The following is a 25,856-nucleotide window of genomic DNA, read 5'->3' as shown; positions in this document are numbered from 1 at the left end:
GACCATGCCCTACTCCCATACCGTGGGCGCCGAGCGCCATCTGTTTGCATCGCTGCGCGAGCTGATGGCCAAGGCCACGCCGGCCCGCTCGGGCGATCACTTGGCCGGCGTCGCGGCCCGCCATGACACCGAGCGCGTTGCCGCACAGATGGCGCTGGCCGATCTGCCGCTCGCGCACTTTCTGCAAGAGGCGCTGGTGCCCTATGAGAGCGACGAGGTCACCCGCCTGATCATCGACAGCCATGAGCGCGCTGCCTTTGCGCCGGTCGCGCATCTGACGGTGGGCGGCTTTCGCGACTGGCTGCTGTCGGACGCCGCCAACGAGGCGAGCTTGCGCGCACTGGCACCGGGCCTGACCCCGGAGATGGTGGCCGCCACCTCCAAGCTCTGCCGCAACCAGGACCTGATTTTGATCGCGCAGAAATGCCGCGTGGTCACGCGCTTTCGCAATACCATCGGCCTGCCTGGCCGCATGTCCACCCGGCTGCAGCCCAACCACCCTACCGACGACCCCTCGGGCATTGCCGCCAGCCTGCTCGACGGCCTGATGTACGGCAATGGCGATGCGGTCATCGGCATCAACCCGGCCAGCGACAGCATTGCTGCCGTCAGCACCTTGCTCTTCATGCTCGACGAGGTGATCCAGCAGTACCAGATCCCCACCCAGTCCTGCGTGCTGACCCATGTGACCACCAGCATCGAGGCCATTGGCCGGGGCGTGCCGGTGGACCTGGTGTTCCAGTCCATCGCCGGCACCGAGGCTGCCAACCGCAGCTTTGGCCTGGACCTGGCCCTGCTGCAGGAAGGCTATGACGCGGCGCAGAGCCTGGCGCGCGGCAGCATCGGCAACAACGCCATGTACTTTGAGACCGGCCAGGGCAGCGCGCTGTCGGCCGGCGCCCACCATGGGCTGGACCAGCAGACCTGCGAGGCGCGCGCCTATGCGGTGGCCCGCAGGTTCGAGCCGCTGCTGGTCAACACCGTGGTCGGCTTTATCGGCCCCGAGTACCTCTACGACGGCAAGCAGATCATCCGCGCAGGGCTCGAAGACCATTTCTGCGGCAAGCTGCTGGGCCTGCCGATGGGCTGCGACATCTGCTACACCAACCATGCGCAGGCCGACCAAAACGACATGGATGTGCTGCTGACCCTGTTTGGCGTGGCCGGCATCAATTTCATCATGGGCATCCCCGGCTCGGACGACATCATGCTGAACTACCAGACCACCTCCTTCCACGATGCGCTCTACCTGCGCAAGACCCTGGGCCTACGGCCTACGCCGGAGTTCGAGGCCTGGCTGCAGACCATGGGCATTGCCCAGTCTGCTGGGTCGGGCCCGGGCCTGCGCCTGGCCGCTGACCTGCCCGCGCCTTTTTCGCAAGCGCTGGCCCAGCTCAACTGAAGCGCCCCATGTCCCCACGCCCTTCTGCCCCAGCCGCCCTGCCCGCCCCAGCCGAGCCCGGGAGCACCACCGTCACCCCCAACCCCTGGGAGCGCCTGCGCCAGTTCACCAGCGCCCGCATTGCGCTGGGCCGCGCCGGCACCAGCCTGCCCACGCGCGCGCACCTGGACTTTGCCCTCGCCCATGCCCAGGCACGCATGGCCGTGCATACCGAGCTTGACATGGACCCGCTCGCAGGCGAACTACAAGCGCTGCACACCCAGCCGGTGCTGCGCCTGCACAGCGCAGCCCAAGACCGCCCCACCTACCTGCAGCGCCCGGATCTGGGCCGGCGCCTGAGCGCCGAGTCGCGGGCTCTGCTCCAGGGCTTGACCGCTGCCCAGGCCGATGTGGTATTTGTCGTCGCCGATGGCCTGTCCTCGCTGGCCATCGAGCGCAATGCCTTGCCCTTTCTGCGCCAGATGCTGCCGGCGCTGGCCGAGCAGTGGCGCGTCGGCCCGATCACGGTGGTGCGCCATGCCCGGGTGGCGCTGGGCGACGAGATTGGTGCGGCACTGGGCGCCTCGCTGGTGGTGGTGCTGATCGGTGAGCGCCCGGGCCTGAGCTCCCCGGACAGCATGGGCCTGTACATGACCTGGCAGCCCCGCCCGGGCATGACCGATGAGGCGCGCAACTGCATCTCCAATGTGCGCGAGCAGGGGCTGAGCTATGCGCAGGCGGTGCACAAGCTGCGCTACCTGATGCAGCAGGCGCGCCAGCGCCAGCTCTCGGGCGTGCAGCTCAAGGACGAGTCCGACACGCTGGCCGCGCCCCAAGAGGCCCGCCAGGCCTTTATGCTGGGCAGCAGCGGCCCGCAAACGCCCCGCTGACACCTGGGTGCCAGCGCCAGGCACGCCGCGTCTGCTAGGCTGGTGGTCTTGCCCCTTCGCCTGCGCCACCATGTCCGCCTCCACCGCTTCGCTGCCTGCCGATCTCCAGTTCATCGAGCGCGGCTGGCTGTCGGCCAACAACACGGTATTTGTGCGCGGCACCACGGCGGTGGTCGATACCGGCTACTGCAGCCATGCCGCGCAGACCGTGGCGCTCGTCGAGGCCAGCCTGCAAGGCGCGCCGCTGCAGCGCATCGTCAACACCCATTTGCACAGCGACCACTGCGGCGGCAATGCCGCCTTGCAGCAGCGCTGGCCCCAGGCCCGCACCAGCATTGCGCCCGGCCATGCGCAGGCGGTCGCCGATTGGGACGAGCACCAGCTGAGCTACCGCCCCACCGGCCAGGACTGCCCGCGCTTTCAGATGGACGAGCTGCTGCAGCCGGGCACAGAGATCACGCTCGGTGAGCAGCGCTGGCAGATCCATGCCGCGCCCGGCCATGACCCGCATTCGGTGATTCTGTTCGAGCCCGCCTCAGGCATCCTGATCTCGGCCGACGCGCTCTGGGAGAACGGCTTTGGCGTGGTCTTTCCGGAGATCGAAGGCACGGCAGCGTTTGACGAGGTGGCCGCCACGCTGGATGTGATCGAGCGCCTGCAGCCGCGCCTGGTGCTGCCGGGTCACGGCAGTGCCTTCAGCGATGTCGGGAGTGCCTTGCACACCGCCCGCCAGCGGCTGGAGCGCTTTGTGCAAAGCCCCGAGCGCCATGCGCTCTATGCTGCCAAGGTGCTGCTCAAGTACAAGCTATTGGAGTGGCAGCAGCTGCCCTTGGTGCAAGTGCAGACCTGGCTGGCCGCCACGCCCTACTATGGGCTGCTGCACCAGCGCTACTTTGCAGACCAGGACCTGGCGCAGTGGCATGCATCGCTGGTGGCCGACCTGGAACGCTCAGGCGCCGCGCGGCGCGAGGGCGCGCTGCTGGTCAACCAGTAAGCGCGCTTACGTCACCATCCGCCCGATCAGGGCAGCTCTTTGGACAGGTCCGGCTCGCCCTCGGGCTTGGGCCCCACCGAGCCCAGGCGCGCACGCAGCGACTGGGGCTGGCCGGTCAGAATCGCGGCATAGCTGGTGGTGTTGGAGAGCACCTTTTTCACATAGTCGCGCGTCTCGGCAAAAGGCACGTTCTCGGCCCAGATGGCGCCGTCCAGCACCGGGCCATTGCGCCAGTTGCGCGGCCGGCCGGGGCCGGCGTTGTAGCCGGCAGCCGCCAGCGCCATCGAGCCATCAAAATCGTCCAGCGCGAGTTTGAGGTAGGCGGTGCCCAGGGTGATGTTGGTGTCGCGGTCATTGATGCTGGCCGGCGTGAAATCGGTCATACCGATCTTGCGGGCGGTCCAGCGGGCGGTGGCCGGCATGATCTGCATCAGACCCGAGGCACCGACGCCCGAGCGCGCATCCATGATGAAACGGCTTTCCTGGCGGATCAGACCATAGACATAGGCGGGATCCAGGCCAATCTCGCGCGAGCGGTTCACCACGGCCTCCTTGAACGGCATCGGGTAGCGCTGGCCCACATCGACCACGGTCTTGGTGCGCTCGCTGGTGTTGATGCAGCGGTCCCAGATCTGGCGCTGGCAGGCCAGCTCGGCAGCGGCCAGCAACTGGGCATCGTCCATGCCGCCGCGCTGGTGCAGGTTGGTCATGTAGTTCCACTCGCGCACCCCTTCGCTGCGCAGCCCCAGCTGGATCGCATAGAGTGCACGTGCCAGGCCCGCACTGCTGCGCACCGCCTGGCGCGCCTGCTCGTCGATGGCCACCGGCTGCGACGGGATGACGATGGGCTGGCCCAGCTCCTCCTGCGCCAGCTGCTCATAAAAGCCCTGTGTGCCGGCAATCTTTTGCAGCAGCTGGCGCGACTGCTGGGTCTGCGCCTCGCTGATGCGGCCCGCCTGCAAGGCCTTGGCCTGCCAGTACATCCAGGTCGGGTCTTCGCGCTCCTCGGCGCTCATCGCCTCGATGCTCTTGCGCACCTGCTGCCACTGGCCGGCGCGCAGCGCGGCACGGGTCTTCCAGGCCAGCAGGTCGTCGCTCAGGTTGGATTCCTTGCTCACCTTGGCAAAGCTGGCCATCGCATCGGGCGACAGGCGCGTCGCCTGGGTCTTGCCGATCACGCCCCAGACCCAGTCGCGGCGCGGCTGCGTCAGCAGCTCGTTCCAGCGGCTTTCCATCAGGCTGGCGGCGCCATCGGGGTTGTCTGCGGCGATCTTGATCAGCCCCAAGGTGGCCAGCTCCTGCTGCTCCTTGGACGAGGTCTTGGCCTTGGCCGTCAAAAACTTGCTGGGCGACTGCAGCATGGTCGCAAAGGCGGGCAGCTGCATCGGGGCCACCACCTCCACCGCAGCGCGGGCGGCGCGCGGGCGGCCCGTCTCCATGGTCTGCCGCGCTCGGCGCCAGATATCGTCGGCCTGCAGGCCGCCGGCCGAGAACAGCTCCGAGGCCGCCAGGTTGCAGCCGTCTTCCGAGTCGCGCTGCGCATACCAGTTGCTCTTGACCGTGCTGGCCAGCGGCTCGCGCTCGCCGCCCTTGGCCAGATCGATCACCGCCGCATAGCAGCGCAGCTCGCGGTCATCGCCCATACGGAAGGCCGGGTACATTGCATCGAAATTGCTCCAGTCGCGGCGCTGGCCCAGGAGGCGCAGCCAGTCGTTGCGCAGCCGGTCTTCCTGGTAGGTGCCGGCCCAGCGGGTCAAAAAGGCCTGCACCTCGTCCTGCGTGGCTTCGTTCAGGCGGGCGCGCAGCTCCCAGTACGCGGCCCAGGGCTCGAGCACATGGCCGCGCGCGCCGGGCAAGAGCTGGGTCAGCTTGCTTTTCTCGCGCTTGCGAAAGGCCTGCTGCATGTCGACGATCACATCGTCGTTGACCATACCGCTGCTGACCGACGGGCTCGACTGCAGCTGCACCGGCGTTTGTACCGAGGCGGGCGCGGCCGTTGCGCCCTGCAAAATCGTCTGGGCGGCCAGCGGCAGCGCGCTCCAGGCCAGCAAGGCCGCCATCAAGGGGGTAAGCAAAACATTCCGAGGCATAGCCGATCCAGGTTGTGAGACAGCGGCGCTGTAGAGCGGCGCCCAGGTGATCCCTAAAATCATACACATCGCCTGACGCGCCAGCGGTACCAAAGGCTGCAATACCCGGCCTCCTCTTACATGCGCTTACGGAAACTGCCGCAATATGTAAAAAAGCTATCTGGTTTTCACGGTAGCCAATTTGCTGGGAACGTCACTTTTGGCTGTCAGAATGGTTGACCCAGCGTGTTTCTGTAGGGATATTTGCAATGGATAAAAAAGCCGTGCGCCAAGCGCTCATTGAACAGCGTCTGCATATGCCCGATCGTCTGGAGCGCGCCGAACAGCTCCAGCAAGTCCTGCGTTTTTGGCTGATGGAGCGCCAGGATGCCGTGATCGGCGCCTACTGGCCGATCAAGGGCGAGTTCGACCCGCTGCCCGCGCTGCACCGCTGGAAGGAAGACGGTGCGCTGATGGATGAGCCCAAGCTGCGCCGCATCGCCCTGCCGGTGGTGAACAAGCAGCACAAGACCTTGAGCTTCCACGCCTGGTACCCCGGTTGCCCGATGGAGATGGACGCCTACGACATCCCCAAGCCGCAAAATACCGAGCTGGTCGTGCCCACCCTGCTGTTTGTGCCCTGCGTGGGCTATGGCCCGGGTGGCTACCGCCTGGGCTATGGCGGCGGTTTTTATGACCGCACGCTGGCCGCGCTGGAGCCGCGCCCCTTCACCGTCGGCCTGGGCTTTACCAATGGCTTTGTCGATGACTTCGAGCCCGAAGCGCATGACCTGCCGCTCGACGCCATCCTCAACGACAACGGCGTGGTCTGGCCCCTGGGCGATTCGTAGCCGCTGGCGGGCCCGTTTGGGGGCTTGCGCATACGGTATAAGTCGCTCTGTACCTTCATTCATCAATCGGTTGAGATCATGCTGCAGCTTTATATCGGCAATAAAAATTACTCCTCCTGGTCCATGCGCGCCTGGGTGCTACTGCGCCAGGCGGGTATTCCTTTTGAAGAGAAGTTTGTCCGCTTCGACGGTTTTGACAGCCAGTCCGAGTTCAAGCGCACGATGACCGCCATCAGCCCCACCGGCACGGTGCCGCTGCTGCGCGATGGCGACATCAGCGTCTGGGACAGCCTGGCGATTGCCGAATATGCGGCGGAACAATACCCGGACAAGCAGCTGTGGCCCAAGGACAAGGCGGCCCGCGCCAGCGCCCGCAGCATCTGCGCCGAGATGCATGGCGGCTTCACCGCCCTGCGCAGTGCCTGCCCGATGAACATCGAGGCCGACCTGGCCGAGGTGGGCCGCATCGTCTGGCGCGACAATGCCGCTGTGCGCAAGAATGTCGAGCGCCTGTGCAGCATGTGGAGCCACCTGCTGGCCCAGCATGGCGGCCCCATGCTGTTTGACCAGTTCAGCATTGCCGATGCCTACTACGCGCCGGTGTGCTCGCGCCTCAAGACCTACCAGTTGCCCATCCCCGGCGAGATCGCCGCCTATATCGAGCGCGTGCACCAGCTGCCCGGCGTCAAGGCCTGGATTGATGCGGCGCTGGCCGAGCAGGACTTTGTCGCGGTGGACGAGCCCTACCGCGCAGAGCGCTGAGCATCGTCGGCCTTTGCGCAGTGTCTGGCACCGCGCTGTTGGGGTGCCAGAGCACGGGCATCGGCCGCCTGGTGGTCAAAGCACTTGGGGCCGGTACACCCGCGCATCCAGCGGCGCATTGATGCTGATCAGGTAGACAAAGCGCTCGTCCTCGGGCAGCAGGCCCTGGATCGCTTCAAACAGCTCGGCATGCGCCAGGTTCTGGCGCAACAGCGCCTCCACCTGGGGCGCATCCGCCGTCCAGGCGCTGCGCCGCAGTGCGCGCTCTGCGACCTCTTCTGCGCCGAGGAGCGCATGCACATAGACCAGCTCATGGGCCATCGTCTGCCACTGCGCAGCAGACACCTGCCCGCTGCGCAGCACATGGTCTTGCAGGGCCTCTTCGGTCGCAGTTTGCTGGCTCTCGCGCTGCGCATCGTAGGCGGCCTGCCATTGCGGCTCGGTCAAGGTCGGTAGGGCACTGCCCAGGGCGGCGGCATCCTGCAAAGCCATGCGCTTCCAGGCCTCCAGACCAGGCATGGGCTGCGACAGCTGAAAGTCCATCATCTCCGCGTACATGCGGGCATTGAGCTGGCGCAGATTCCTGGGCGTGGCCGCAACCACCGCAGATTGCAAGGGCCGCGCCTCCAGCCACTGGGCCAGGTCCTGCATGGCCGTATCGCGTGAAAACTGGCGGTACTGCACATGGTTGGGGTAGTGCTCGGCATGGAACACCGGGTTGGTGCCCGCGCCCAGCGCTGCACCATTCTCATAAAACCGGACCACATCTGCGCAGAAGTAGCGGTCTGCCAGTTCCATCACCAAGGCCAGACTGCCGTTGTGCGGATGCGTGCCCGCCCAGATCTTGATTCCAGGCATTTCATCCACCGTGTAGCGCCCGGCCGATGCATAGCCCAGCGCCTTGAACTCCTGCATCACGCGGCGCACCTGCGGGTCGCTGAACTGCAGCTTTTCCAGCTGCATCGTGATGCGCGCCACCACGCCTTGCTGCGCACTGCCCAGCGCCTGCACATGTTTGAGCATGCGCGAAAAATACCAGCGAATGCCGAACTTGAGCAGCACAAACAGACCGACAAACGTCAATGCGATGGTTACCAGCACCACGCCCATGGTTGTCCACATAAATCCCTCCCTCTTTGTCTTATTTCGAATCAGCCTATCGGGCCAACCGAGCAGCATAGCGAGGAAGTGCGGCTGATGCAAAGCGCCGGGGACCTGTGGGCGGCCACTACGCAGCCTTCGCCCGACGTCAGGCCAAGCTGCGGCCAGGCTGGCGGGCCCGGTCCAGGCTGGCCTGCAGGGCCTCGGCCAGCTGCTGGGCCACCAGCTTGACCACCGGGCCTGGCGGGCGCGTGGCATCGACGGCCACGCTGATGCTCTGGGGCTCGGCGCCCTGGTCGCGGATGGGGATAAAAACCAGCGTACCGGCCGCCAGCTCAGGCGCGACATCGAGCTGCGAGGTAAAGATCAGGCGCTGCCCGCCCAGCGCCAGCTGCTTGACCAGCTGCAGCGAATTGCTCTCGACAAAGCCGCGCGCATCCTTGAACAGCCAGCTGTACTGCGCCTCCAGCAGGCGGCGGATGGTGATGGCGCGGCTTTGCAGTGCGATCGGATAGGCGGTCGCTTCCTGAAAACTGACGCTCTTGCGACCGGCCAGCGCATGGCCCGGCGCCACAACACAGCCCAGCGGCAGCTGGGCTTGCCACAGCACCAGCAGCTCACGGCGCGGCGCCAGGTTGAAGATGGCGGCCAGGTCGGCCTTGCCGGTCATCAGCGCCGTCTCGGCATCGTCCGGGGTGCTCAGCTCTACCGACAGGCTGACCAGGGGATGCTGGGCATTGAGCGCCTCGATCAGCGCGGGCAACACGCCGGTGGCATGGCTGTCCATCGCCACCAGCGACACATGGCCCTGGTGGATGCCCTGGATGCGCCGCACCTCGGCCACCATGCGGGTCTCATCCTGGCGCCAGCGCCGGGCCATCGTGATCAGCGCATCGCCCGAGGCCGTCAGCCGCATGCCCCTGGGCATGCGCTCAAAGAGCGGCACACCCAGCTCTTCTTCCAGCGCCAGAATCTGGCGGTTGATCGCCGATGCAGCCACATGCAACTCGCGCGCGGCTTTCTGGATCGAGCCCGAACGGGCCACCTGGTCGGCATAGCGCAAAGCGGTAGGGACAAGCGAATGGCGCATCGGTTGGGGTCTCCGGAATGCGGCGATTGTACTAATTTTGCGTATGCAGCATTGCCAAACCTATGATGGACGGCAATGGTCTGCAGGCCTAGCATGGCCCGCATGACGCCTGCCCAACGCCTCGACCACCTCAACCATTGCAGCCCTGACGAGTTCTGCGCGGCCCTGGCCGACATCTGGGAGCATGCGCCCTGGGTGGCGGCGCAGACCGTGGCGCTGCGCCCCTTTGCCAGCGCTGATGCCTTGCACAGCGCCATGCTGGCGGTGGTCGCCCGGCTCGACGAGCCGGCACGCATCCGCTTTTACGCCGGCCACCCGGAGCTGGGCGGCGCGCTGGCCCGGCAGGGGGCGATGAATGCCGCATCCACCGACGAGCAGGCGAGCCTGGGCCTGGGCCAGCTGCAGGCGGCCGAGGCCCAGCGCTGGGATGGCCTCAACCGCGCCTACCGCGAACGCTTTGGCTTTCCCTTCATTCTCTGCATCCGCCAGCACAGCCTGGCATCGGCCTTGCTTGTGTTCGAGCAGCGCCTGGGCCACACGCGGCAGATGGAGCTGCAACTGGCACTGAACGAGATTGCCGCCATCAGCCGCCTGCGGCTGGCGCGCTACCTGCAGGCCAGCGATCCCGCCCCGGCCCCCAGCCATTGATTTTTCAGGAGTGTTCATCATGCATCGTCGTCACTGCTTTTTCAGCCTGGCCGCAGCGCTGGGTCTCCTGGCCTTCGGTGCCCAGGCCCAGACCCAGACCGCCAGCTACCCCAACCACCCCGTCAAGCTGATGGTGGCCCTGCCCGCGGGCGGCGGTGTCGACATGATTGCGCGCCTGGTCGGCCAGCAGCTGCAGGCCAGCACCGGCCAGCCGTTCATCGTCGACAACCGCGCGGGCGCCTCCGGCCGCATTGGCCTGCCGGTGGTCGCCAAGGCCAGCCCCGATGGCTACACCTTGATGGCCTCGCCCGCGTCCTTCCTGACCACCAACAAAAGCATCTTCAAGGACCTGCCCTATGACCCGCAGGCCGACTTTGCGCCCATCACCAAGCTCGCCAACCAGGCCATGGTGCTGGTGGTCAAGGACCGCAAGAAATTCCCCAACGCTGCAGCCGTGCTGGCCGCCGCCAAGGCCCAGCCGACCCTCGTGACCTATGCCAGCTCGGGCGAAGGCAGCCCCCAGCACCTGGCAGCGCTGATGTTCGAGACCCGGGGCCATCTGCAGATGACGCATGTGCCCTACAAAGGCGGTGCCCTCGCCATCAACGACATGCTGGGCGGCAATGTGGATCTGCTGTTTGCGCCGCTGCCCGAGGCCCTGCCCCACCTCAAGTCCGGCAAGCTCAGCGCGCTGGCGCTGATGAGCGACAAGCGCTCACCCTTGATTGCCGAGGTGCCAACCATGGCCGAGGCCGGTATCCCCGACATGGTGATGCAGACCTGGATCGGTCTGCTGGCCCCGGCGCGCACACCGCGCCCCATCGTCGATGCGCTCAACCGCCAGGTGCAGGCCATCTTGCTGCGCGACGATATCCGGCAGCAGCTGCAGGATGTGGGCATGGAAGTGGCACCCACCACGCCGGAGCAGTTCCAGCACACCATTGCGCAGGAGATCAGCCTGCATGCGCAGCTGGTCAAGGCCGCAGGTCTGGTGCCGCAATAAAAAACCAGGAACCGGGGCTGGCCCCTGGTCCTGGTCTCTTTGCGGCGTGGCTGCCTGGCTGCCGGTGTTCAGCAGCCTTTGCCTGACCGGCGCTCAGATCCCCTTGGACGAGGGGTTGGCAAAGGCATCGCGCGTCTCGGCGTTCAGCGGGTAGTTGATGTTGATGCCCTTGGGCGCAATCGGTGACATGAACCAGCGGTTGTAGAGCTTTTCCATCTCGCCCGATTGCATCAGGCCCGAGACGGTCTCGTCCACCAGTTGCTTGAAGGCCGGGTCGTCATTGCGCAGCATCAGCGCCTGGTTTTCGGTGCGCAGGCTCTCGCCCACGATCTCGTAGTTCTGCGGGTCACGCGCATTGGCGATCTGGCCGGCCAGCAGGATGTCGTCCAGCACAAAGGCGGCGGCCTTGTCGCCCTGCACCAGCAGGAAGGACTCGGTATGGTCCTTGCCCGGCACATTGGTGATGTCGAGCTTGCTGGCCCGGTCGGCCTGGCGCAGCAGGCGGAACGAGGTGGTGCCGGTGGTGGTGGCGACCGATTTGCCCTGCAGATCGGCAATGCCCTTGATGCCCGAGCTCTTCTTGACCAGCATGCGCACGTTGTAGCGGAAGATGTCCGGCGAGAAGGCCACCTGCTTTTGGCGCTCCACCAGGTTGGTGGTCGAGCCGCACTCCAGATCGACGGTGCCGTTTTGCACCAGCGGGATGCGGTTGGCCGAGGTGACCGCCTGGTAGTTCACCTTCAGCTCGGGCAGTTGGAGTTTGGTTTTGATCGCGTCCAGAATATGCGCGCAGATATCCATGCTGTAGCCGATGGGCTTGAGGTTGGCGTCCAGGTAGGAGAAGCCGAACGAGGCCTCGCGGTAACCCAGCGTGATCGCGCCCGAGCTCTTGATCTTGTCCAGCGTGCTGCTGCTTTGCGCCATCGCGCCCGCAGAGGCACACACCAGCGCAGCCAGCGCCACCGCGCGCTTCACACCCATTTTTCCTTGCATATCCTGATCCTCCTGGCACCCCATCGGTACCGGCCAATGCCTTGCGGCGTTTTAGAACTTTTGCTCCTTTTTTATTTTTTTTGGATCATATGTTCCATGCCGCACAATGGCTACCCGTGATTTCCCTAAATCTGAAGAAAGACCCGCCGCCATGGGCGTAATCGACCAATTGCGAGACCGCTTTGCCTCCCTGAGCCCGTCGCTGCAGCAAGTGGCGCGCTATGTGCTTGACCACCCCAATGAGGTGGTGACGCAATCGATGCGCACCGTGGGCCAGCATGCCCAGGTGCCCCCCACCACCTTGGTGCGCTTTGCCCAGACCTGCGGCTTTGAAGGCTGGAACCCGTTCAAGCAGGCGCTGACCGCCGATATGGGCCTGGCCAGCGAGGCGGGCAACCAGTACGGTGAGCGCGCCCGCAGCCTGCTGGGCCGCGCGCAGGACCAGCAGCTCACCGCCGAGATGTTTGCCATGCAGCGCAGCAACCTGGATGTGACCGAGCAGCACAGCGCGGCGCGCCTGCTGACCGCCGCCCAGCTGCTGGAGACGGCCGACCAGGTGCATGTGATGGGCATGCGCGCCTGCTTTCCGGTGGCCTTCTCGCTGGTCTATGTCTACCGCCTGTTTCGCCGCTCGGTGCACCTGCTCGAAGGCATGGGCGGCGTGCGCGAGATGCAGCTGCGCGCCATCGATGCGGGCGATGCGCTGGTCGCCATCAGCTTTGCGCCCTACTCGCAAGAGACCGTGCATGCGGTGGAACTGGCCCGCGCATGCGGCTGCAAGGTGCTGGCCCTGACCGACAGCCTGGCCTCGCCCCTGTCGCTGGCCGCCGATGAAACCCTGCTGTTTGCCGTCAACAGCCCCTCCTTCTTCCCCTCGGTCACCGCCGCCCAGGCATTGTCCGAGTCGCTGCTGGAAGTGCTGGTCAGCCGCGCCGGCCCGCAGGCCGTGGCCCGCATCGATGCAGCCGAAGGCGAGCTGCACGACAGCGGCGTCTATGTGCAGCCGGTACGCAAGTAAACTCGCACGATGAATACATACATGGTCGGCGGCGCAGTGCGGGACCGCCTCTTGGGACTGCCGGTGAATGACCACGACTGGGTGGTGGTGGGCACCACGCCCGAGGCCATGCTGGCCCAGGGCTTTGTGCCGGTCGGCAAGGATTTCCCGGTGTTTCTGCACCCGCGCACGCATGAGGAATATGCGCTGGCCCGCACCGAGCGCAAGTCCGGCCGGGGCTACCGGGGATTCAGCATCGCCACCTCGCCCGATGTGACCCTGGAGCAGGACCTGGCCCGGCGCGACCTGACCATCAATGCGATGGCCGCGCCCGTCGACTGGAATGGCAGCGGCCCGGTGACCGACCCCTATGGCGGCCAGGCCGATCTGCAGGCCCGGGTGCTGCGCCATGTGACCGACGCCTTCCGCGAAGACCCGGTGCGCATCCTGCGCCTGGCACGCTTTGCGGCGCGCTTCCAGGATTTTTCCGTCGCCCCGGAAACCGTAGCGCTGATGCGCCAGATGGTCGCCGATGGCGAGGTCGATGCGCTGGTGCCCGAGCGCGTCTGGCAGGAGCTGGCACGCGGCCTGATGGAGGCCCGGCCCTCACGCATGTTCGAGGTGCTGCGCGATTGCGGCGCCCTCGCCCGCCTGCTGCCCGAGCTGGACCGCCTCTGGGGCGTGCCCCAGCGCGCCGACTACCACCCCGAGGTGGACACCGGCATCCACGTGATGATGGTGCTGGACCGCGCCGCCGAGCTGGACGCCGCGCTGCCCGTGCGCTGGGCCTGCCTGGCGCATGACCTGGGCAAGGGCACCACCCCAGCCGATGTGCTGCCCCGCCATATCGGCCATGAGGAGCGCAGTGTGGAGCTGGCCCGCAAGCTGCAGCAGCGCCTGCGTGTGCCCAGCGACTGCGCCGAGCTGGCGCTGATGGTCGCCGCCGAGCACGGCAATATCCACCGCAGCCCGGGCATTGCGCCCGCTGCCGTCGTGCGCCTGCTCGAACGCTGCGACGCCTTTCGCAAACCCGAGCGCTTTGGCCAGGCCCTGCTGGCCTGCCAGTGTGATGCCCAAGGGCGGCTGGGGCTGCAAGACAAGCCCTACCCGCAGCGCGCCCAGCTGCTGCGTCTGCTGGCCGCCGCGCAGGCCGTCAGCACCAAGGAGGTGGCAGAACGCGCAGCCCGCACAGGCCGCCAAGGCGCCGAGATTGGCGCGATGGTGCATGAGGCGCGCTGCCAGGCGGTGGCACAGGTGGTGGCGGCCGACGCTGCCCCGGGCGCTACAACTGCGCAGCCTTGAGCAGCTGCGGCGCCGGGTCAGGCACTGCCAGGTCAAGCCAGCGGCGCCGCCACCGAATGCAGCAGCACCGGCACCGCACCATCGCCGTTGACACTTTCCAGCTGCACGCCAAAGCCCCACAGGCGCGCGGCGTGCTTGAGCACTTCCTGCACATCGTCGGACAGCGGGCGGCCCTGGTACTGGGTGTGGCGCAAGGTCAGGCAGCGGTCGCCGCGCAGGTTCACGTTCCAGACCTGGATATTGGGCTCGCGCGCGCCCAGGTCGTACTGCTGTGACAGCGTCTGGCGCAGGTTGCGGTAGCCGTCTTCGTTGTGGATGGCGCTGACCAGCAGCTCGCGCTCGCTGGCGTCATCATGGATGGAAAAAAGGCGCATGTCGCGCATCAGCTTGGGGCTCAGGTACTGGCCGATAAAGCTCTCGTCCTTGTAGTTCTGCATGGCATGGTGCAACGCCGGCAGCCAGGGCGTGCCGGCCAGATCGGGGAACCAGCGCCGGTCTTCGTCGCTCGGGTGCTCGCAGATGCGCTGGATGTCGCGGTACATCGCAAAGCCCAGCGCGTAGGGGTTGATGCCGCTGTAGGCGCGGTGGCCGGCAGGCGGCTGGTAGATCACATTGGTGTGCGAGGACAGCCATTCGATCATCACCCCGTCGGTGAGCCAGCCCTCGTCATACAAGGTGTTGAGCAAGGTGTAGTGCCAGAAGGTGGCCCAGCCCTCGTTCATCACCTGGGTCTGGCGCTGCGGGTAGAAGTACTGGGCGATCTTGCGCACAATGCGCACCACCTCGCGCTGCCAGGGCTCCAGCAGCGGGGCGTTCTTCTCGATGAAGTACAGCAGGTTTTCTTCGGGCTCCTTGGGAAAGCGCTCATGGTGCTGGGCCGGGCTGTTCTTGTCCGGGCGCGCCGGCAGGGTGCGCCACAGCTCGTTGACCTGCTGCTGGGCATAGGCCTCGCGCTGCTCGCGCTCGGCGCGCTCGCGCGCCAGCGTCTTCTTGGACGGACGGCGGTAGCGGTCCACGCCGAGGTTGGCCAGCGCATGGCAGGAGTCGAGCCACTGCTCCACCGTGTCAATGCCGTGCTTCTCTTCGCACTGCGCGATGAAGTCGCGCGCATAGACCAGGTAGTCAATGATGCTGCCCGCATCGGTCCACATGCCAAACAGGTAATTGCCTTTGAAGAAGCTGTTGTGCCCGTAGGCCGCATGGGCAATCACCAGCGCCTGCATCGCGGTGGTGTTCTCCTCCATCAGGTAGCTGATGCAGGGGTTGGAGTTGATGACGATCTCGTAGGCCAGACCCATGTGGCCGCGGCGGTAGCGCCGCTCGGTGGCCAGAAACTCCTTGCCATAGCTCCAGTGCCGGTAGCCCACCGGCATGCCGACGCTGGCATAGGCGTCCATCATCTGTTCGGCCGAGATCACCTCGAGCTGGTTGGGGTAGGTGTCCAGCCCATAGCGCTCGGCCGTTGCGGCGATGGCCGCGTGGTAGCGCTCGATCAGCTCGAAGGTCCAGTCGCTGGGGTCGGGCAAGGGCTGGTTCGGGCGCTGGCCCGCTGGCCGGGGTGTGGCAGGCACATCGCGCTGGGAGCGGTCGCCGGAAAACGGCACTTTCCAATGCGGGGAGCCCTTGCGCCGTGCGAGCACGGGGTATTGCGACGGGTTCATACCGGTACCCCTTCCTTCTTGAACAGATCGCGGAACACCGGGTAGATATCGCCGGGCTCGGCCACCTTGCGCATCGCGAAATGCGGAAACAGCGGCAACAACTGGCTGTATTCCTGCCAGAGGCTTTGCTCGTCCGGGGCCACCTGCACATAGGCAAAGTAGCGCGCCAGCGGCAGGATCTTGTCAGCCAGCAGGCTGCGGCAGTTGCCGCCATCGTCGCCAAAGTTGTCGCCGTCGCTCGCCTGGGCCACGTAGATGTTCCAGTCGGCCACCGGGTAGCGAGCGCTGATGACCTGGTCGAGCAGCACCAGCGCGCTGCTGACCACGGTGCCACCGCTTTCGGTGGAATGAAAGAACTCGTCCTCGCCCACCTCGGCCGCCTGGGTGTGGTGGCGGATGAAGACGATCTCGATCTTCTCGTAGTGGCGGGTGAGAAACAGGTAGAGCAGGATGAAAAAGCGCTTGGCCAGGTCCTTGCGCGACTGGTCCATCGAGCCCGAGACATCCATCACGCAAAACATCACCGCCTGGCTGCTGGGCTCGGGCACCTTGGTGCGGCTGCGAAAGCGCAGGTCCAGCGGATCGAGAAAGGCCACCTTGCCCATGCGCGCCTGCAGCACGGCGATGCGCTGCTGCAGCTCGGCCACCGCTTCGCTGGTGCCGTCATCCTGCGCCACGAGGTCTGCCAGCGCGTCCTCCAGCGCCTTGAGTTCACGGTTGGGCGCCTTGGTCAACGCAATGCGCCGGCCCAGCGCGCCGCGCATGGTGCGCAGCACGGCCAGGTTGTGCGGCGTGCCGTCATGGCTGTAGCCGGCGCGGCGCGTCTTGTACTGCAAGGTGCTGGCGATATGGGTGCGCAAGAGGCGCGGCAGCGCCAGGTCTTCAAAGAAGAGTTCCATGAACTCTTCCTTGGTCAGGGTGAAGGTGAAGTCGTCCTCACCCTCGCCGCTGTCACTGGCCTGCGAGCCACCACCCCCGCCCGCACCGCCCTGGGGCCGCGCAATGCGGTCGCCCCGCACATGCTCGGTATTGCCCGGGTGCACGGTGTCGCGCACACCCCCTTGCCCATGGTGAAAAACGGGCTCCTGGATGTCCTTGCGCGGGATGGTGATGTTCTCGGCCTGCTCGATATGGCGGATATCGCGCTTGGCCACCGCGCGGCGCACCGCGTCGGCAATCTGCGTCTTGTAGCGGCGCACAAAGCGCTCGCGGTTGCCCACCGACTTGTTCTTGCCGGCGAGCCTGCGGTCGATGATTTGCAATGCCATCTATGCCCCCATCCATGACCCGGCGCGTTCGGTGCCGGCGCGCCGTTATCGTTGCCTCAGCTGCTCTTGCGCACACGCAGGTACCACTCGCACAACAGGCGCACCTGCTTGGGCGTGTAGCCCTTGGCCTCCATGCGGGTGACAAAGTCTTCGTGCTTGCGTGCATCCTCGGCGCTGGCCTTGGCGTTGAAGCTGATGACGGGCAGCAGCTCTTCGGTGTTGGAGAACATCTTCTTCTCGATCACCAGGCGCAGCTTCTCGTAGCTGGTCCAGCTGGGGTTCTTGCCCTGGTTGTTGGCACGCGCGCGCAGAACGAAGTTGACGATCTCGTTGCGGAAATCCTTCGCATTGGCAATGCCGGCGGGCTTTTCTACCTTCTCCAGCTCGGCATTGAGCGCATTGCGGTCGAACACCTCACCGGTGTCGGTGTCGCGGTACTCGCTGTCCTGGATCCAGTAGTCGGCGTAGGTGACGTAGCGGTCAAAGATGTTCTGGCCGTACTCGCTGTAGCTTTCCAGATAGGCGGTCTGGATCTCCTTGCCGATGAACTCGGCGTAGTGTGGCGACAGGTATTCCTTGATGTAGCCGGTGTACTTGGTCTCCAGCTCGGCGGGGAACTGCTCGCGCTCGATCTGCTGCTCCAGCACATACATCAGGTGCACCGGGTTGGCCGCCACCTCGGTGCTGTCGTAGTTGAAGACCTTGGACAGGATCTTGAAGGCAAAGCGGGTGGAGATGCCCGACATGCCCTCGTCCACGCCGGCGTAGTCGCGGTACTCCTGGTAGCTCTTGGCGCGCGGGTCTGTGTCTTTCAAGCTCTCGCCGTCGTAGACCTGCATCTTGCTGAAGATGCTGGAGTTCTCGGGCTCCTTGAGGCGCGTGAGCACCGCAAACTGCGCCATCATCTTCAAGGTGCCGGGCGCGCAGACCGCGCTGGCGAGCGAGGATTCGCGGATCAGCTTTTCGTAGATGCGCACCTCCTCCGAGACCCGCAGGCAATACGGCACCTTGACGATATAGACCCGGTCGAGAAACGCCTCGTTGTTGCGGTTGTTGCGGAAGGCCTTCCACTCGCTCTCGTTGCTGTGGGCCAGCACGATGCCATCAAAGGGGATGGCGCCAAAGCCTTCGGTGCCCTTGTAATTGCCCTCCTGCGTTGCGGTCAGCAAGGGGTGCAGCACCTTGATCGGCGCCTTGAACATTTCGACAAACTCCAGCAGGCCCTGGTTGGCCAGGCACAGGCCGCCCGAGTAGCTGTAGGCATCGGTGTCGTCCTGGGCATAGTTCTCCAGCTTGCGGATGTCGACCTTGCCGACCAGGCTGGAGATGTCCTGGTTGTTCTCGTCGCCCGGCTCGGTCTTGGCCACGCCCACCTGGCGCGAGATGCTGGGGTAGCGCTTGACGACCCGGAACTGGCGGATATCGCCGCCGTATTCATCGAGGCGCTTGACGGCCCAGGGCGAGAGCACATGGTTGAGACAGCGGCGCGGAATGCCGAACTGCTCCTCGAGCACCGGGCCGTCTTCGATCGGGTCGAACAGAGCCAGCGGCGACTCATTGACCGGCGAGCCCTTGAGCGCATAGAACGGCACCTTCTGCATCAGGTACTTCAGGCGCTCGGCGATGGAGCTCTTGCCACCCCCGACCGGGCCGAGCAGGTAGAGAATCTGCTTGCGCTCTTCCAGGCCCTGGGCGGCATGGCGGAAAAAGCTCACCACCTGCTCGATGGAGTCCTCCATGCCGTAGAACTCGGCAAAGGCCGGGTAGCGGCGGATCATCTTGTTGGCAAACAGCCGCGAGAGGTGCGGATCGTTGCGCGTGTCGACCATCTCCGGCTCGCCAATCGCCGCCAGCATGCGGTGTGCCGCGCCCTCGTAGACCATCGGGTCGCGCTGGCACAAGCCAAGAAACTCGTCGAGCGACATTTCCTCTTCGCGCAGGCGCACGTAGCGGGCGGCAGAGTTGCTGATGACATCCATACGACCTCCGTGGCGGCACCCAAGGGGCTGACCGTGCCGCAAACTTGTTAGGACCCCTCTGCAAAACTCCCTGCCTCGTGGTCGGAATGCGTCCATACCATTTGGCGAGGGCTTTGCAGAGCCTCCCTAGGCAACCGTTATCGTGACTTGGTTTTAGCACCTTAGCGGCGCTTTGACCAGATCACATGTCCTACACACGGATGACCACAATGCAGGCAATATTTCTGGTTACGGCGCCAGCGGCCGCGCCGGCCTCTGATAGGCTCTGCCGCCCTCGGAAAACCGTCCAGCAACGCCCGTCACACATCGCCGCAACGGCGCCATTTGGCGGCTGAAGACGGCAGCCCGCCCCGCGCGCATCGTCATAAAAACGACACAACAACGTCATGCCTCTGCCATGGGCGCCGCCGATACTCGCTGCGCACCACAGAGTATGTTGGCCCGGATCTCTCATGGGCCTCTGTGGTGCATCCAAACACCACATAACACCCCACGGAGTTACCGATATGAGCGCAGTGCTGACCTCGCGTCGCCGTCTTTTGCAATTTCTGGGCAGCGCACCTTTGCTGCCCTTGTCCGGCTCCCTGTCTGCAGCAGGCCTGCTGACCGCCTGCGGCGGCGGTGGTGATGACGATGGCCCTACGGCCGCGTTCAAGTCGGTGAGCTTCTCCAACATGGCAGCGCCCAACCTGACCAACCCCGCAGCGATGGCGACGACCTCGACCACGGCGGTGATGACCATCCTCTACGCCGATGACAGCAAGCGCGAAGTGGCGCTGGCCTATGAATCCTTCTTTGTCACCGGCGACATGGTGGCAGACGGCAAGGGCGGCAAGATCCTGGCTGGCGGCTACTATGACATCAACAACCAGCCGATCATGGACAAGTCTGTGGCGGGCAGCGAGCGCCACTTCTTCTCCGACTGCCCCGATGGCTCCTCGATCATCCAGGTCGCCGATGCCAAGGTCGACGGCGTCAAGGGCAAGCCCGTGTTTGCCGTGGTGCAATTCGAGTACACCTCCAAGGACCTGTCGGGCGCCGATGCCTACGGCACCCTGCCTTCGCCCATCGCCGTGCTGACCCTGGACCAGGACCAGGACACCGGCAAGCTGAGCCTGGTCAAGTACCACAACGTCGACATGTCCAAGGCCCACGGTCTGTGGATCACCTGCGGCGCCAGCCTCTCGCCCTGGAACACCCACCTGTCCAGCGAAGAGTACGAACCCGATGCCTTCACCGCGGCCAGCTCGGCCCAGTTCAAGGCCTTCAGCAAGCATGTGTACGGCAACGAAACCACAGCCAACCCTTACCACTACGGCCACCTGCCCGAGATCACCGTCAATAAGGACGGCACCGGCACGGTCAAGAAGCACTACTGCCTGGGTCGCATCTCGCACGAGCTGATCCATGTGATGCCCGACAACCGCACCGCGCTGATGGGCGATGACTACACCAACGGTGGTCTGTTCATGTTCGTGGCCGACAAGGAAAAAGACCTGTCCGCCGGCAACCTGTACGTCGCGCATTACACCGACGTGCTGACCGACACCTCGACCGCCAAGATGGAGTGGATCCACCTGGGCCACGCCACCAGCGCCGAGATCGAAGCGCTGGCGAACAGCCTCAAGCCGGCCGACATCATGGAGTCGCTGACCACCGACCCGCAGGATGCCAGCTACACCGCGGTGTTCCTGGACGGCAAGGCCGCCTGGCTCAAGCTCAAGCCCGGCATGGAAAAGGCGGCCGCTTTCCTCGAAACCCACCGCTACGCCAACCTGGTGGGCGGCTCGATGGCCTTCACCAAGATGGAAGGCACCACCGTCAACATCAAGGACAAGGTGGCCTACTCGGCACTGGCCAACATCCAGACCTCGATGATCAACGGTGACAAGGCCTGGAATGCCAAGCACAACGTGACCTTCCCCAAGACCGTGAAGGCCGGCGGCGTGCTGGCCCACAACCTGGGCGGCGGCATCAAGGACCGCCAGGGCTCCACCATCAACAGCGAATGGGTGCCACAGCAATCGCACATGCTGATGATGGGCGAGGACATTGCCGCAGACGCACTGGGCAACACCTCCAACCCCGACAAGATCGCCAGCCCGGACAACCTGAAGTTCTCCGAAAAGATGCGCACCCTGTTCATCGGCGAAGACAGCGGCAACCACGTGAACAACTTCCTGTGGGCCTACAACGCCGACACCAAGCAGCTCTCGCGCATCCTGTCGACGCCTGCGGGCGCCGAATCCACCGGTCTGCACGCGGTGGACGAAGCCAACGGCTGGACCTACATCATGAGCAACTTCCAGCACCCTGGTGACTGGAGCGCGCTGCACGCCAAGATCAAGGACCAGCTCGATCCGCTGATCAACGCCAACTACAAGAACAAGTTTGGCGCCTCGGTGGGTTACCTGACCGGCACCCCGCAAGCGGTGAAGCTGTAAGCACAGAGCGCGTGGCCACTCGCGCGCTCGCTTCACAACAAAAAAATGCCATCCAGACGGATGGCATTTTTTCGTGGGGCAGTGCGTTTACAAAACCGACTGCAGCCAGCGCACGATCTCGCCGGGCGGCAGCGCACCAGAGATGCGTGCCGCCTCCTGGCCGCCCTTGAACACCACCATGGTCGGAATGCTGCGGATATTGAAGGGCTGGGCGACGTGCGGATAGGCCTCGGTATCGAGCTTGGCAAAGCGCAGCCGGGGTTCGAGCTGCTTGGCGGCCAGCGCATAGCCGGGTGCCATCTGCAGGCAGGGGCCGCACCAGGGCGCCCAGAAGTCCACCACCACGGGGATGTGGTTGCGCCCCAGCTGCTTGGCAAAGCTGTCGGCATCGAGCGCGACCGGCTCGCCGGTGAACAAAGGCTGGTGGCAGCTGCCGCAATCGGGCTGCTGGGCCAGCTGCGCGCGCTGCACGCGGTTGGTGGTATGGCAATGGGGGCACACAATGTGCAGGCTGTCTTCGGTCATGGGGCACTCTCCTGCTGCCCATCATAGGCAGCGATGCACACGCCAGTTGCAGGCCGGTGCCGCATATTTCAAGCCAGTGTCAACAGTACCGGCTGGTGGTCGGACAGCTGCGTGGCGCTGTCGCTGTGCCAGGCCCGCACATGGCTGCGCAGGCTGTCGCTGACCAGCGCAAAATCACAGGCCACCGGCGCGGGCCCCCAGGTGCGGTCAAACAGGCAGAAGGTGGGCGGCTGCGGCGCGCTGCCGTGCAGCAAGGGCCAGCTGTCATGCCAGAGCGCGGATCCATCGGCCTGGGCTGCGACCAGGGCGGCATAGGCGGGCTCACCGGCGTGCAGGTTGAAATCGCCACACAGCACCGCATGGGGCGTGTGCACCGGCGTGGTGTAGGGCGTGGCCGCCGATGCCGCAGCGGGCAGCGCCTGCAGCTGTGCCAGCGCCTCGGCATGGATCGCCCGCAGCGCCTGCACCTGCGCCATGCGCTGGCTCGCGCTGTGGTACTCCAGATGCGTGCACATCACCCGCACCAAGCCCAGCGCCGGGTCGCGCACCGTCACCACCAGGCAGCCCCGGGGCATGCTGACCACCCCCGCCTCGGCCAGCCAGGGCAGGCGGTGCTGCGCCACCTCGGCCACCGGCAGGCGGCTGGCCACTACATTGCCAAAGCTGCGGCGTTGGCCGCTGGCATCAAAACCATCGGTGGTGGCGGCAAAAAACAGCTGCCAGCCCGGCAGCAGCGCCTGCAGCTGCGCCACCTGGTCACCCGGCGCGCCCGCCAGCGCGCCGTGGCCCACGGCCACCTCCTGCAGGCACAGCACATCGATGCCGCCCGTGCCCGCGCCTGCACCCTCGCCCATCGCCAGCGCATGGCGCACCATGCGCGCCGGATCGGCCAGGCCATCGAGGCCGCAGCACCATTGCACATTCCAGCTCAGTATTTGCATGTGGAAAACTCTGTGGATAGCCGCGCCCGCTGGCGCCATCGCCTGCCATTGTGCAGCAGGGGTCCGGCATTTTTCGTGTCAGCGCCCCAAGCCAGACCCGGCGCCTCTATAGTCGGGCGATGCCCAACCACCAAGCAGATTCCTTTCAGATCCGCCCCGCCACCGTGGGCGATGTAGCGGCCATGTTCCAGGTGCGCCTGGCAGTCACGGAAAACCGCATGACCCTTGACGAGCTGGCCGCCGCCAGCGTCACGCCCGAGTCCATTGCCGAGGCTATTCGCAGCGCCTCTTGCGCCTGGGTCGCCACCATCGATGGCGAGGTCGCCGGCTTCGCGATGGTGGACCTGGACAGCGCCTGCCTGTTTGCACTGTTTGTGCGCAGCGACCGCGAAGGCCGGGGCCTGGGCACGGCCCTGTGCCGGACCTGCGAGCAGGCCTTGTTGGCGCAGCATGAGGCGGCCTGGCTGGAGACGGCCACAACCAGCCGCGCAGCGCGCCTCTACCGCCACCTGGGCTGGGGCGATGAGCGCGATGTGGGCGACGGCGATATCCGCCTGACCAAGCGGCGCTCTTGAGGGCGCGCAGCGCTGCACGCTGGCCTGGCGTCTGCTACATTGCGCTGATGGCCCTGTGCACCAGCCCCCGAATTATTCGCATCGTCATACCGACGGTGGGATAGCGCGCGGCCACGCAAGCATGCAACCCACCCTGGAGGTGGGTTTTCCGTCTCTGGGGTTTCCTCCAAGGAGATGGAATGAACACCAGCCAAGCGCCTGACACATTCGCCGATAGAGACACCGATACCGGCACCCTGCACCTGCTCTGCGGCAAGATCGCCTCCGGCAAGTCCAGCCTGGCCCGGCAGCTCGCCGCACAGCCCCGCACGGTGCTGGTCAGCGAAGACGCCTGGCTTGCCCAGCTCTACCCGGATGCGCTGGTCTCGGTCCAGGACTATGTCCGGCTGTCCGCCAGGCTGCGCGGCGCGATGCAGTCCCATATTGTGTCGCTGCTCCAGGCCGGCACGTCGGTGGTGCTGGATTTCCCATCGAACACCCCCGCCACCCGCACCTGGGCGCGCCGCATTTTTGAGGCAGCCGGGGCCCCGCATGCGCTGCACTGGCTGCAGCTGCCCGACGAGGAATGCAAGCGCCGCCTGCGGGCGCGCAATGCGTCGGGCGAGCATCCGTTTGAAACCAGCGATGCGCAGTTTGAGCTGATCAGCCAGCACTTTGTCGCGCCATCAGCGGCGGAAGGCTTTGCGCTGGTGCTGCACGGCTGATACGCACGGCCAAGCACCCAGCCTCAAGCGCGCTGCGGCAGGTAGCTCGGCCGGTCTGCCGCCAGCCCGCGCTTGACTTGCTGCGTCAGGTCATCGGCCAGCACCTCGTCCAGCCCAGCTTCCAGCGCATCGAGCGTGCGGCGGACGATATCGGCCGGGCTGGACTTGGGGGCATCCAGCCCCCGAGTCAGGTCGGTATCGACAAAGGCCATATGCAGGCCCAGCACCTGCGTTTTCTGGGCAGCCAGCTCGTAGCGCAGCGAGTTGGTGAGCGACCAGGCGGCGGACTTGCTCGCCGAATAGGCGGCCAGATCGCTGCCGTTCACCCAGGAGGCAATCGACAGCACATTGAGCAAGCCACCACCACCATTGGCCGCCAGCACTGGTGCAAAGGCCTTGCTCATGCGCAACACCGCGAAGAAATTGGTCTCGAACATGCGGCGAGCCACCGCTTCGCTGTCCTCGGCAAGAAAACCACCCGTCTGCGCGATGCCGGCGTTGTTGATCACCAGGGTCACATCGGGCGCCTGCGCCACAGCTGCCGCCACGTCCTCGGGCTTATTGACATCCAGCCGCAGCGGATGCACCCCCGCTTGCGGGCTGATATTGGCGGGATCCCGGGAACCCGCGTAGACCTTGCGGGCACCGCGGGCAAGCAACTCGCGCACAAAGGCCTGGCCAATGCCACGGTTGGCACCTGAAACAAGAACGACAGCGTTAGCAATTTTCATGGAAATCTCCAGATTGAACGAGGTTGAAGAAGCGCGCACGGGCGCTGGATGGGGACTTTTCCCCTGGCATCACCGGCCACAGCAGAGGCCAGTGCGTCAGGGGTGCATTCAAAGGCGAAAACAAGATCTGCCACCGGGCGGAGCACCCGCCCCGATCAGCGCTGCGGACTCGCGCAACTGCGCGCAGCGGCCAGCTCTTTTTGCCAGGGCGATTTGGCACCAACGCTTGCACGGCTGCATTTCGCATGATGCTCATCATATTAAAAATCAAAAAAAAGCAGCGCGCTGCTAGGCGCTGCTGCCGGGCGTAAGATCTGCTGCCCGATCGGCGGGCAGCAGATGCTGGAGCGCCGCTTCGCGCAAGCTGTCCGACAGCGCCGGGTCGTCCACCGCACGGGCCAGCAACAGGCTGCCCACCATCGTGGACAAGGCCACCATCGCACGCTCATGCGCTTGCGCCTGTCCCCAATCGGGCGATTGGCGGGCGATGAGGTCCACCATGCCCTTGATGTGCTGGGTGGTCAGGCGGCGCACTTCCGGTGCCTGGCGTGCGGTCTCCGAGCCCAAGGCCACCAGCGGGCAGCCTTGCTCGGCATGCTGCACATGGGCTTTCGAGAGGTAAGCGCGCAGCAGGGCGTCCCAGGCCTGGTCAGGGGGCGCCTGGGCCGCAACCTCGGCCACCACGGCAGCAGACTCGGCACACGCCAGACCGGCAGCTTCTGCCAGCATCGCCTCGCGCGAGGCGAAATGCGCGTAGAAGGCCCCATGCGTCAGGCCCGCCTCTTTCATGATGTCGGCCACCCCCGTGCCGCCATAGCCGCTGCGGCGGATAGCGCGCGCGGCAACGGACACAATGCGATCATGCGTCGCTTGCTTGGCCGCAGCCCGGGTGTTGGAAGTATCATTTCGCATGACACTCATCATACATAATTTTCAGGCCCTGCGCA

Annotated in this window: 23 protein-coding genes; 12 read left to right on the top strand and 11 right to left on the bottom strand. The window is 65.5% G+C overall.

Annotated features, from left to right (window positions below):
• Positions 1-4 precede the first annotated feature (4 nt).
• The 3 genes from WH303_RS01735 (at position 5) to WH303_RS01725 (ending at position 3,265) form a co-directional block, all read left to right on the top strand.
• On the top strand, positions 5-1,402 hold the full coding sequence (locus WH303_RS01735; protein WP_339516495.1) for an ethanolamine ammonia-lyase subunit EutB: 1,398 nt from the start codon (positions 5-7) through the stop codon (positions 1,400-1,402).
• An 8-nt stretch (positions 1,403-1,410) separates the two neighbouring features.
• Positions 1,411-2,271 (top strand): ethanolamine ammonia-lyase subunit EutC, encoded by an 861-nt coding sequence (gene eutC, locus WH303_RS01730; RefSeq protein WP_339516493.1) that lies wholly within the window; start codon positions 1,411-1,413, stop codon positions 2,269-2,271.
• Positions 2,272-2,341: 70 nt separating this feature from the next.
• A complete protein-coding gene (locus WH303_RS01725; protein ID WP_339516491.1) occupies positions 2,342-3,265 on the top strand; it encodes an MBL fold metallo-hydrolase in 924 nt (307 codons plus the stop codon).
• A 26-nt stretch (positions 3,266-3,291) separates the two neighbouring features.
• Here WH303_RS01725 and WH303_RS01720 read toward each other — a convergent pair whose 3' ends face one another.
• A complete protein-coding gene (locus tag WH303_RS01720) occupies positions 3,292-5,196 on the bottom strand; it encodes a lytic transglycosylase domain-containing protein (RefSeq protein ID WP_339516631.1) in 1,905 nt (634 codons plus the stop codon).
• Between the two features lie 407 nt (positions 5,197-5,603).
• On the opposite strand from WH303_RS01720, the gene WH303_RS01715 reads away from it, so the two are divergent.
• Complete coding sequence (locus tag WH303_RS01715) at positions 5,604-6,185, top strand: 5-formyltetrahydrofolate cyclo-ligase (protein ID WP_021028751.1); 582 nt, start codon at positions 5,604-5,606, stop codon at positions 6,183-6,185.
• A 78-nt stretch (positions 6,186-6,263) separates the two neighbouring features.
• Entirely contained in the window at positions 6,264-6,947 is a 684-nt protein-coding gene (locus tag WH303_RS01710; RefSeq protein WP_312987001.1) for a glutathione S-transferase family protein, read from the top strand.
• A 75-nt stretch (positions 6,948-7,022) separates the two neighbouring features.
• On the opposite strand, the gene WH303_RS01705 is transcribed toward WH303_RS01710, so the two are convergent.
• Positions 7,023-8,069, bottom strand: coding sequence for a hypothetical protein (locus WH303_RS01705; RefSeq protein WP_339516487.1), 1,047 nt, complete (start codon positions 8,067-8,069; stop codon positions 7,023-7,025).
• 127 nt (positions 8,070-8,196) lie between these two features.
• Entirely contained in the window at positions 8,197-9,138 is a 942-nt protein-coding gene (locus WH303_RS01700) for a LysR family transcriptional regulator (RefSeq protein ID WP_339516485.1), read from the bottom strand.
• A 102-nt stretch (positions 9,139-9,240) separates the two neighbouring features.
• Here WH303_RS01700 and uraD point away from each other — a divergent pair, with 102 nt between their 5' ends.
• Entirely contained in the window at positions 9,241-9,786 is a 546-nt protein-coding gene (gene uraD / locus WH303_RS01695) for a 2-oxo-4-hydroxy-4-carboxy-5-ureidoimidazoline decarboxylase (protein ID WP_339516483.1), read from the top strand.
• A gap of 19 nt (positions 9,787-9,805) precedes the next feature.
• Positions 9,806-10,789 (top strand): Bug family tripartite tricarboxylate transporter substrate binding protein, encoded by a 984-nt coding sequence (locus WH303_RS01690; protein ID WP_339516481.1) that lies wholly within the window; start codon positions 9,806-9,808, stop codon positions 10,787-10,789.
• A 93-nt stretch (positions 10,790-10,882) separates the two neighbouring features.
• On the opposite strand, the gene WH303_RS01685 is transcribed toward WH303_RS01690, so the two are convergent.
• Positions 10,883-11,782 carry an amino acid ABC transporter substrate-binding protein gene (locus WH303_RS01685; RefSeq protein ID WP_339516478.1) on the bottom strand — a complete coding sequence of 300 codons (900 nt, stop codon included), beginning with the start codon at positions 11,780-11,782 and terminating at the stop codon, positions 10,883-10,885.
• 151 nt (positions 11,783-11,933) lie between these two features.
• Here WH303_RS01685 and WH303_RS01680 point away from each other — a divergent pair, with 151 nt between their 5' ends.
• Positions 11,934-12,800 carry a MurR/RpiR family transcriptional regulator gene (locus tag WH303_RS01680; RefSeq protein WP_339516475.1) on the top strand — a complete coding sequence of 289 codons (867 nt, stop codon included), beginning with the start codon at positions 11,934-11,936 and terminating at the stop codon, positions 12,798-12,800.
• A 9-nt stretch (positions 12,801-12,809) separates the two neighbouring features.
• Positions 12,810-14,081 (top strand): multifunctional CCA addition/repair protein, encoded by a 1,272-nt coding sequence (locus tag WH303_RS01675; protein ID WP_339516473.1) that lies wholly within the window; start codon positions 12,810-12,812, stop codon positions 14,079-14,081.
• A 32-nt stretch (positions 14,082-14,113) separates the two neighbouring features.
• On the opposite strand, the gene WH303_RS01670 is transcribed toward WH303_RS01675, so the two are convergent.
• From WH303_RS01670 to WH303_RS01660, 3 genes are read right to left on the bottom strand one after another with little or no spacing between them, the layout of a single operon-like run.
• A complete protein-coding gene (locus WH303_RS01670; RefSeq protein ID WP_339516471.1) occupies positions 14,114-15,742 on the bottom strand; it encodes a SpoVR family protein in 1,629 nt (542 codons plus the stop codon).
• Positions 15,739-17,010 carry a YeaH/YhbH family protein gene (locus WH303_RS01665; protein WP_312986994.1) on the bottom strand — a complete coding sequence of 424 codons (1,272 nt, stop codon included), beginning with the start codon at positions 17,008-17,010 and terminating at the stop codon, positions 15,739-15,741. The genes WH303_RS01670 and WH303_RS01665 overlap by 4 nt, the downstream gene beginning before the upstream one ends.
• A gap of 56 nt (positions 17,011-17,066) precedes the next feature.
• A complete protein-coding gene (locus WH303_RS01660; protein WP_021028741.1) occupies positions 17,067-18,989 on the bottom strand; it encodes a PrkA family serine protein kinase in 1,923 nt (640 codons plus the stop codon).
• 506 nt (positions 18,990-19,495) lie between these two features.
• On the opposite strand from WH303_RS01660, the gene WH303_RS01655 reads away from it, so the two are divergent.
• The gene (locus tag WH303_RS01655; protein WP_339516465.1) at positions 19,496-21,433 is read left to right on the top strand and encodes a PhoX family protein; all 1,938 of its coding nucleotides are present in this window, start codon (positions 19,496-19,498) and stop codon (positions 21,431-21,433) included.
• Positions 21,434-21,520: 87 nt separating this feature from the next.
• Here the strand turns inward: WH303_RS01655 and trxC are convergent, their stop codons facing one another.
• Positions 21,521-21,958, bottom strand: a complete 438-nt coding sequence (trxC, locus tag WH303_RS01650; protein WP_021028739.1) for a thioredoxin TrxC — start codon at positions 21,956-21,958, stop codon at positions 21,521-21,523.
• Positions 21,959-22,026: 68 nt separating this feature from the next.
• The gene (locus tag WH303_RS01645) at positions 22,027-22,899 is read right to left on the bottom strand and encodes an endonuclease/exonuclease/phosphatase family protein (RefSeq protein ID WP_339516459.1); all 873 of its coding nucleotides are present in this window, start codon (positions 22,897-22,899) and stop codon (positions 22,027-22,029) included.
• Between the two features lie 119 nt (positions 22,900-23,018).
• Here WH303_RS01645 and WH303_RS01640 point away from each other — a divergent pair, with 119 nt between their 5' ends.
• Together WH303_RS01640 and WH303_RS01635 are read left to right on the top strand one after the other, a co-directional pair.
• Complete coding sequence (locus WH303_RS01640; protein WP_021028498.1) at positions 23,019-23,474, top strand: GNAT family N-acetyltransferase; 456 nt, start codon at positions 23,019-23,021, stop codon at positions 23,472-23,474.
• A 179-nt stretch (positions 23,475-23,653) separates the two neighbouring features.
• Entirely contained in the window at positions 23,654-24,178 is a 525-nt protein-coding gene (locus WH303_RS01635) for an AAA family ATPase (protein ID WP_021028499.1), read from the top strand.
• Between the two features lie 23 nt (positions 24,179-24,201).
• Here the strand turns inward: WH303_RS01635 and WH303_RS01630 are convergent, their stop codons facing one another.
• Together WH303_RS01630 and WH303_RS01625 are read right to left on the bottom strand one after the other, a co-directional pair.
• Complete coding sequence (locus WH303_RS01630) at positions 24,202-24,909, bottom strand: SDR family oxidoreductase (protein ID WP_021028500.1); 708 nt, start codon at positions 24,907-24,909, stop codon at positions 24,202-24,204.
• 288 nt (positions 24,910-25,197) lie between these two features.
• A complete protein-coding gene (locus WH303_RS01625) occupies positions 25,198-25,833 on the bottom strand; it encodes a TetR/AcrR family transcriptional regulator (RefSeq protein ID WP_021028501.1) in 636 nt (211 codons plus the stop codon).
• Positions 25,834-25,856: the final 23 nt, after the last annotated feature.

The organism is Comamonas sp. MYb69 (assembly GCF_037479315.1).
Classification (GTDB): Bacteria; Pseudomonadota; Gammaproteobacteria; order Burkholderiales; family Burkholderiaceae_C; genus Comamonas.
This window is presented reverse-complemented; position numbering and strand designations above follow the sequence as displayed.

Coding starts and splice junctions, on each gene's coding strand:
- WH303_RS01735 (WP_339516495.1), top strand. CDS start 5: ATGCCCTACTCCCATACCGTGGGCGCCGAGCGCCATCTGTTTGCATCG.
- eutC (WP_339516493.1), top strand. CDS start 1,411: ATGTCCCCACGCCCTTCTGCCCCAGCCGCCCTGCCCGCCCCAGCCGAG.
- WH303_RS01725 (WP_339516491.1), top strand. CDS start 2,342: ATGTCCGCCTCCACCGCTTCGCTGCCTGCCGATCTCCAGTTCATCGAG.
- WH303_RS01720 (WP_339516631.1), bottom strand. CDS start 5,196: ATGGTCAACGACGATGTGATCGTCGACATGCAGCAGGCCTTTCGCAAG.
- WH303_RS01715 (WP_021028751.1), top strand. CDS start 5,604: ATGGATAAAAAAGCCGTGCGCCAAGCGCTCATTGAACAGCGTCTGCAT.
- WH303_RS01710 (WP_312987001.1), top strand. CDS start 6,264: ATGCTGCAGCTTTATATCGGCAATAAAAATTACTCCTCCTGGTCCATG.
- WH303_RS01705 (WP_339516487.1), bottom strand. CDS start 8,069: ATGTGGACAACCATGGGCGTGGTGCTGGTAACCATCGCATTGACGTTT.
- WH303_RS01700 (WP_339516485.1), bottom strand. CDS start 9,138: ATGCGCCATTCGCTTGTCCCTACCGCTTTGCGCTATGCCGACCAGGTG.
- uraD (WP_339516483.1), top strand. CDS start 9,241: ATGACGCCTGCCCAACGCCTCGACCACCTCAACCATTGCAGCCCTGAC.
- WH303_RS01690 (WP_339516481.1), top strand. CDS start 9,806: ATGCATCGTCGTCACTGCTTTTTCAGCCTGGCCGCAGCGCTGGGTCTC.
- WH303_RS01685 (WP_339516478.1), bottom strand. CDS start 11,782: ATGCAAGGAAAAATGGGTGTGAAGCGCGCGGTGGCGCTGGCTGCGCTG.
- WH303_RS01680 (WP_339516475.1), top strand. CDS start 11,934: ATGGGCGTAATCGACCAATTGCGAGACCGCTTTGCCTCCCTGAGCCCG.
- WH303_RS01675 (WP_339516473.1), top strand. CDS start 12,810: ATGAATACATACATGGTCGGCGGCGCAGTGCGGGACCGCCTCTTGGGA.
- WH303_RS01670 (WP_339516471.1), bottom strand. CDS start 15,742: ATGAACCCGTCGCAATACCCCGTGCTCGCACGGCGCAAGGGCTCCCCG.
- WH303_RS01665 (WP_312986994.1), bottom strand. CDS start 17,010: ATGGCATTGCAAATCATCGACCGCAGGCTCGCCGGCAAGAACAAGTCG.
- WH303_RS01660 (WP_021028741.1), bottom strand. CDS start 18,989: ATGGATGTCATCAGCAACTCTGCCGCCCGCTACGTGCGCCTGCGCGAA.
- WH303_RS01655 (WP_339516465.1), top strand. CDS start 19,496: ATGAGCGCAGTGCTGACCTCGCGTCGCCGTCTTTTGCAATTTCTGGGC.
- trxC (WP_021028739.1), bottom strand. CDS start 21,958: ATGACCGAAGACAGCCTGCACATTGTGTGCCCCCATTGCCATACCACC.
- WH303_RS01645 (WP_339516459.1), bottom strand. CDS start 22,899: ATGCAAATACTGAGCTGGAATGTGCAATGGTGCTGCGGCCTCGATGGC.
- WH303_RS01640 (WP_021028498.1), top strand. CDS start 23,019: ATGCCCAACCACCAAGCAGATTCCTTTCAGATCCGCCCCGCCACCGTG.
- WH303_RS01635 (WP_021028499.1), top strand. CDS start 23,654: ATGAACACCAGCCAAGCGCCTGACACATTCGCCGATAGAGACACCGAT.
- WH303_RS01630 (WP_021028500.1), bottom strand. CDS start 24,909: ATGAAAATTGCTAACGCTGTCGTTCTTGTTTCAGGTGCCAACCGTGGC.
- WH303_RS01625 (WP_021028501.1), bottom strand. CDS start 25,833: ATGATGAGTGTCATGCGAAATGATACTTCCAACACCCGGGCTGCGGCC.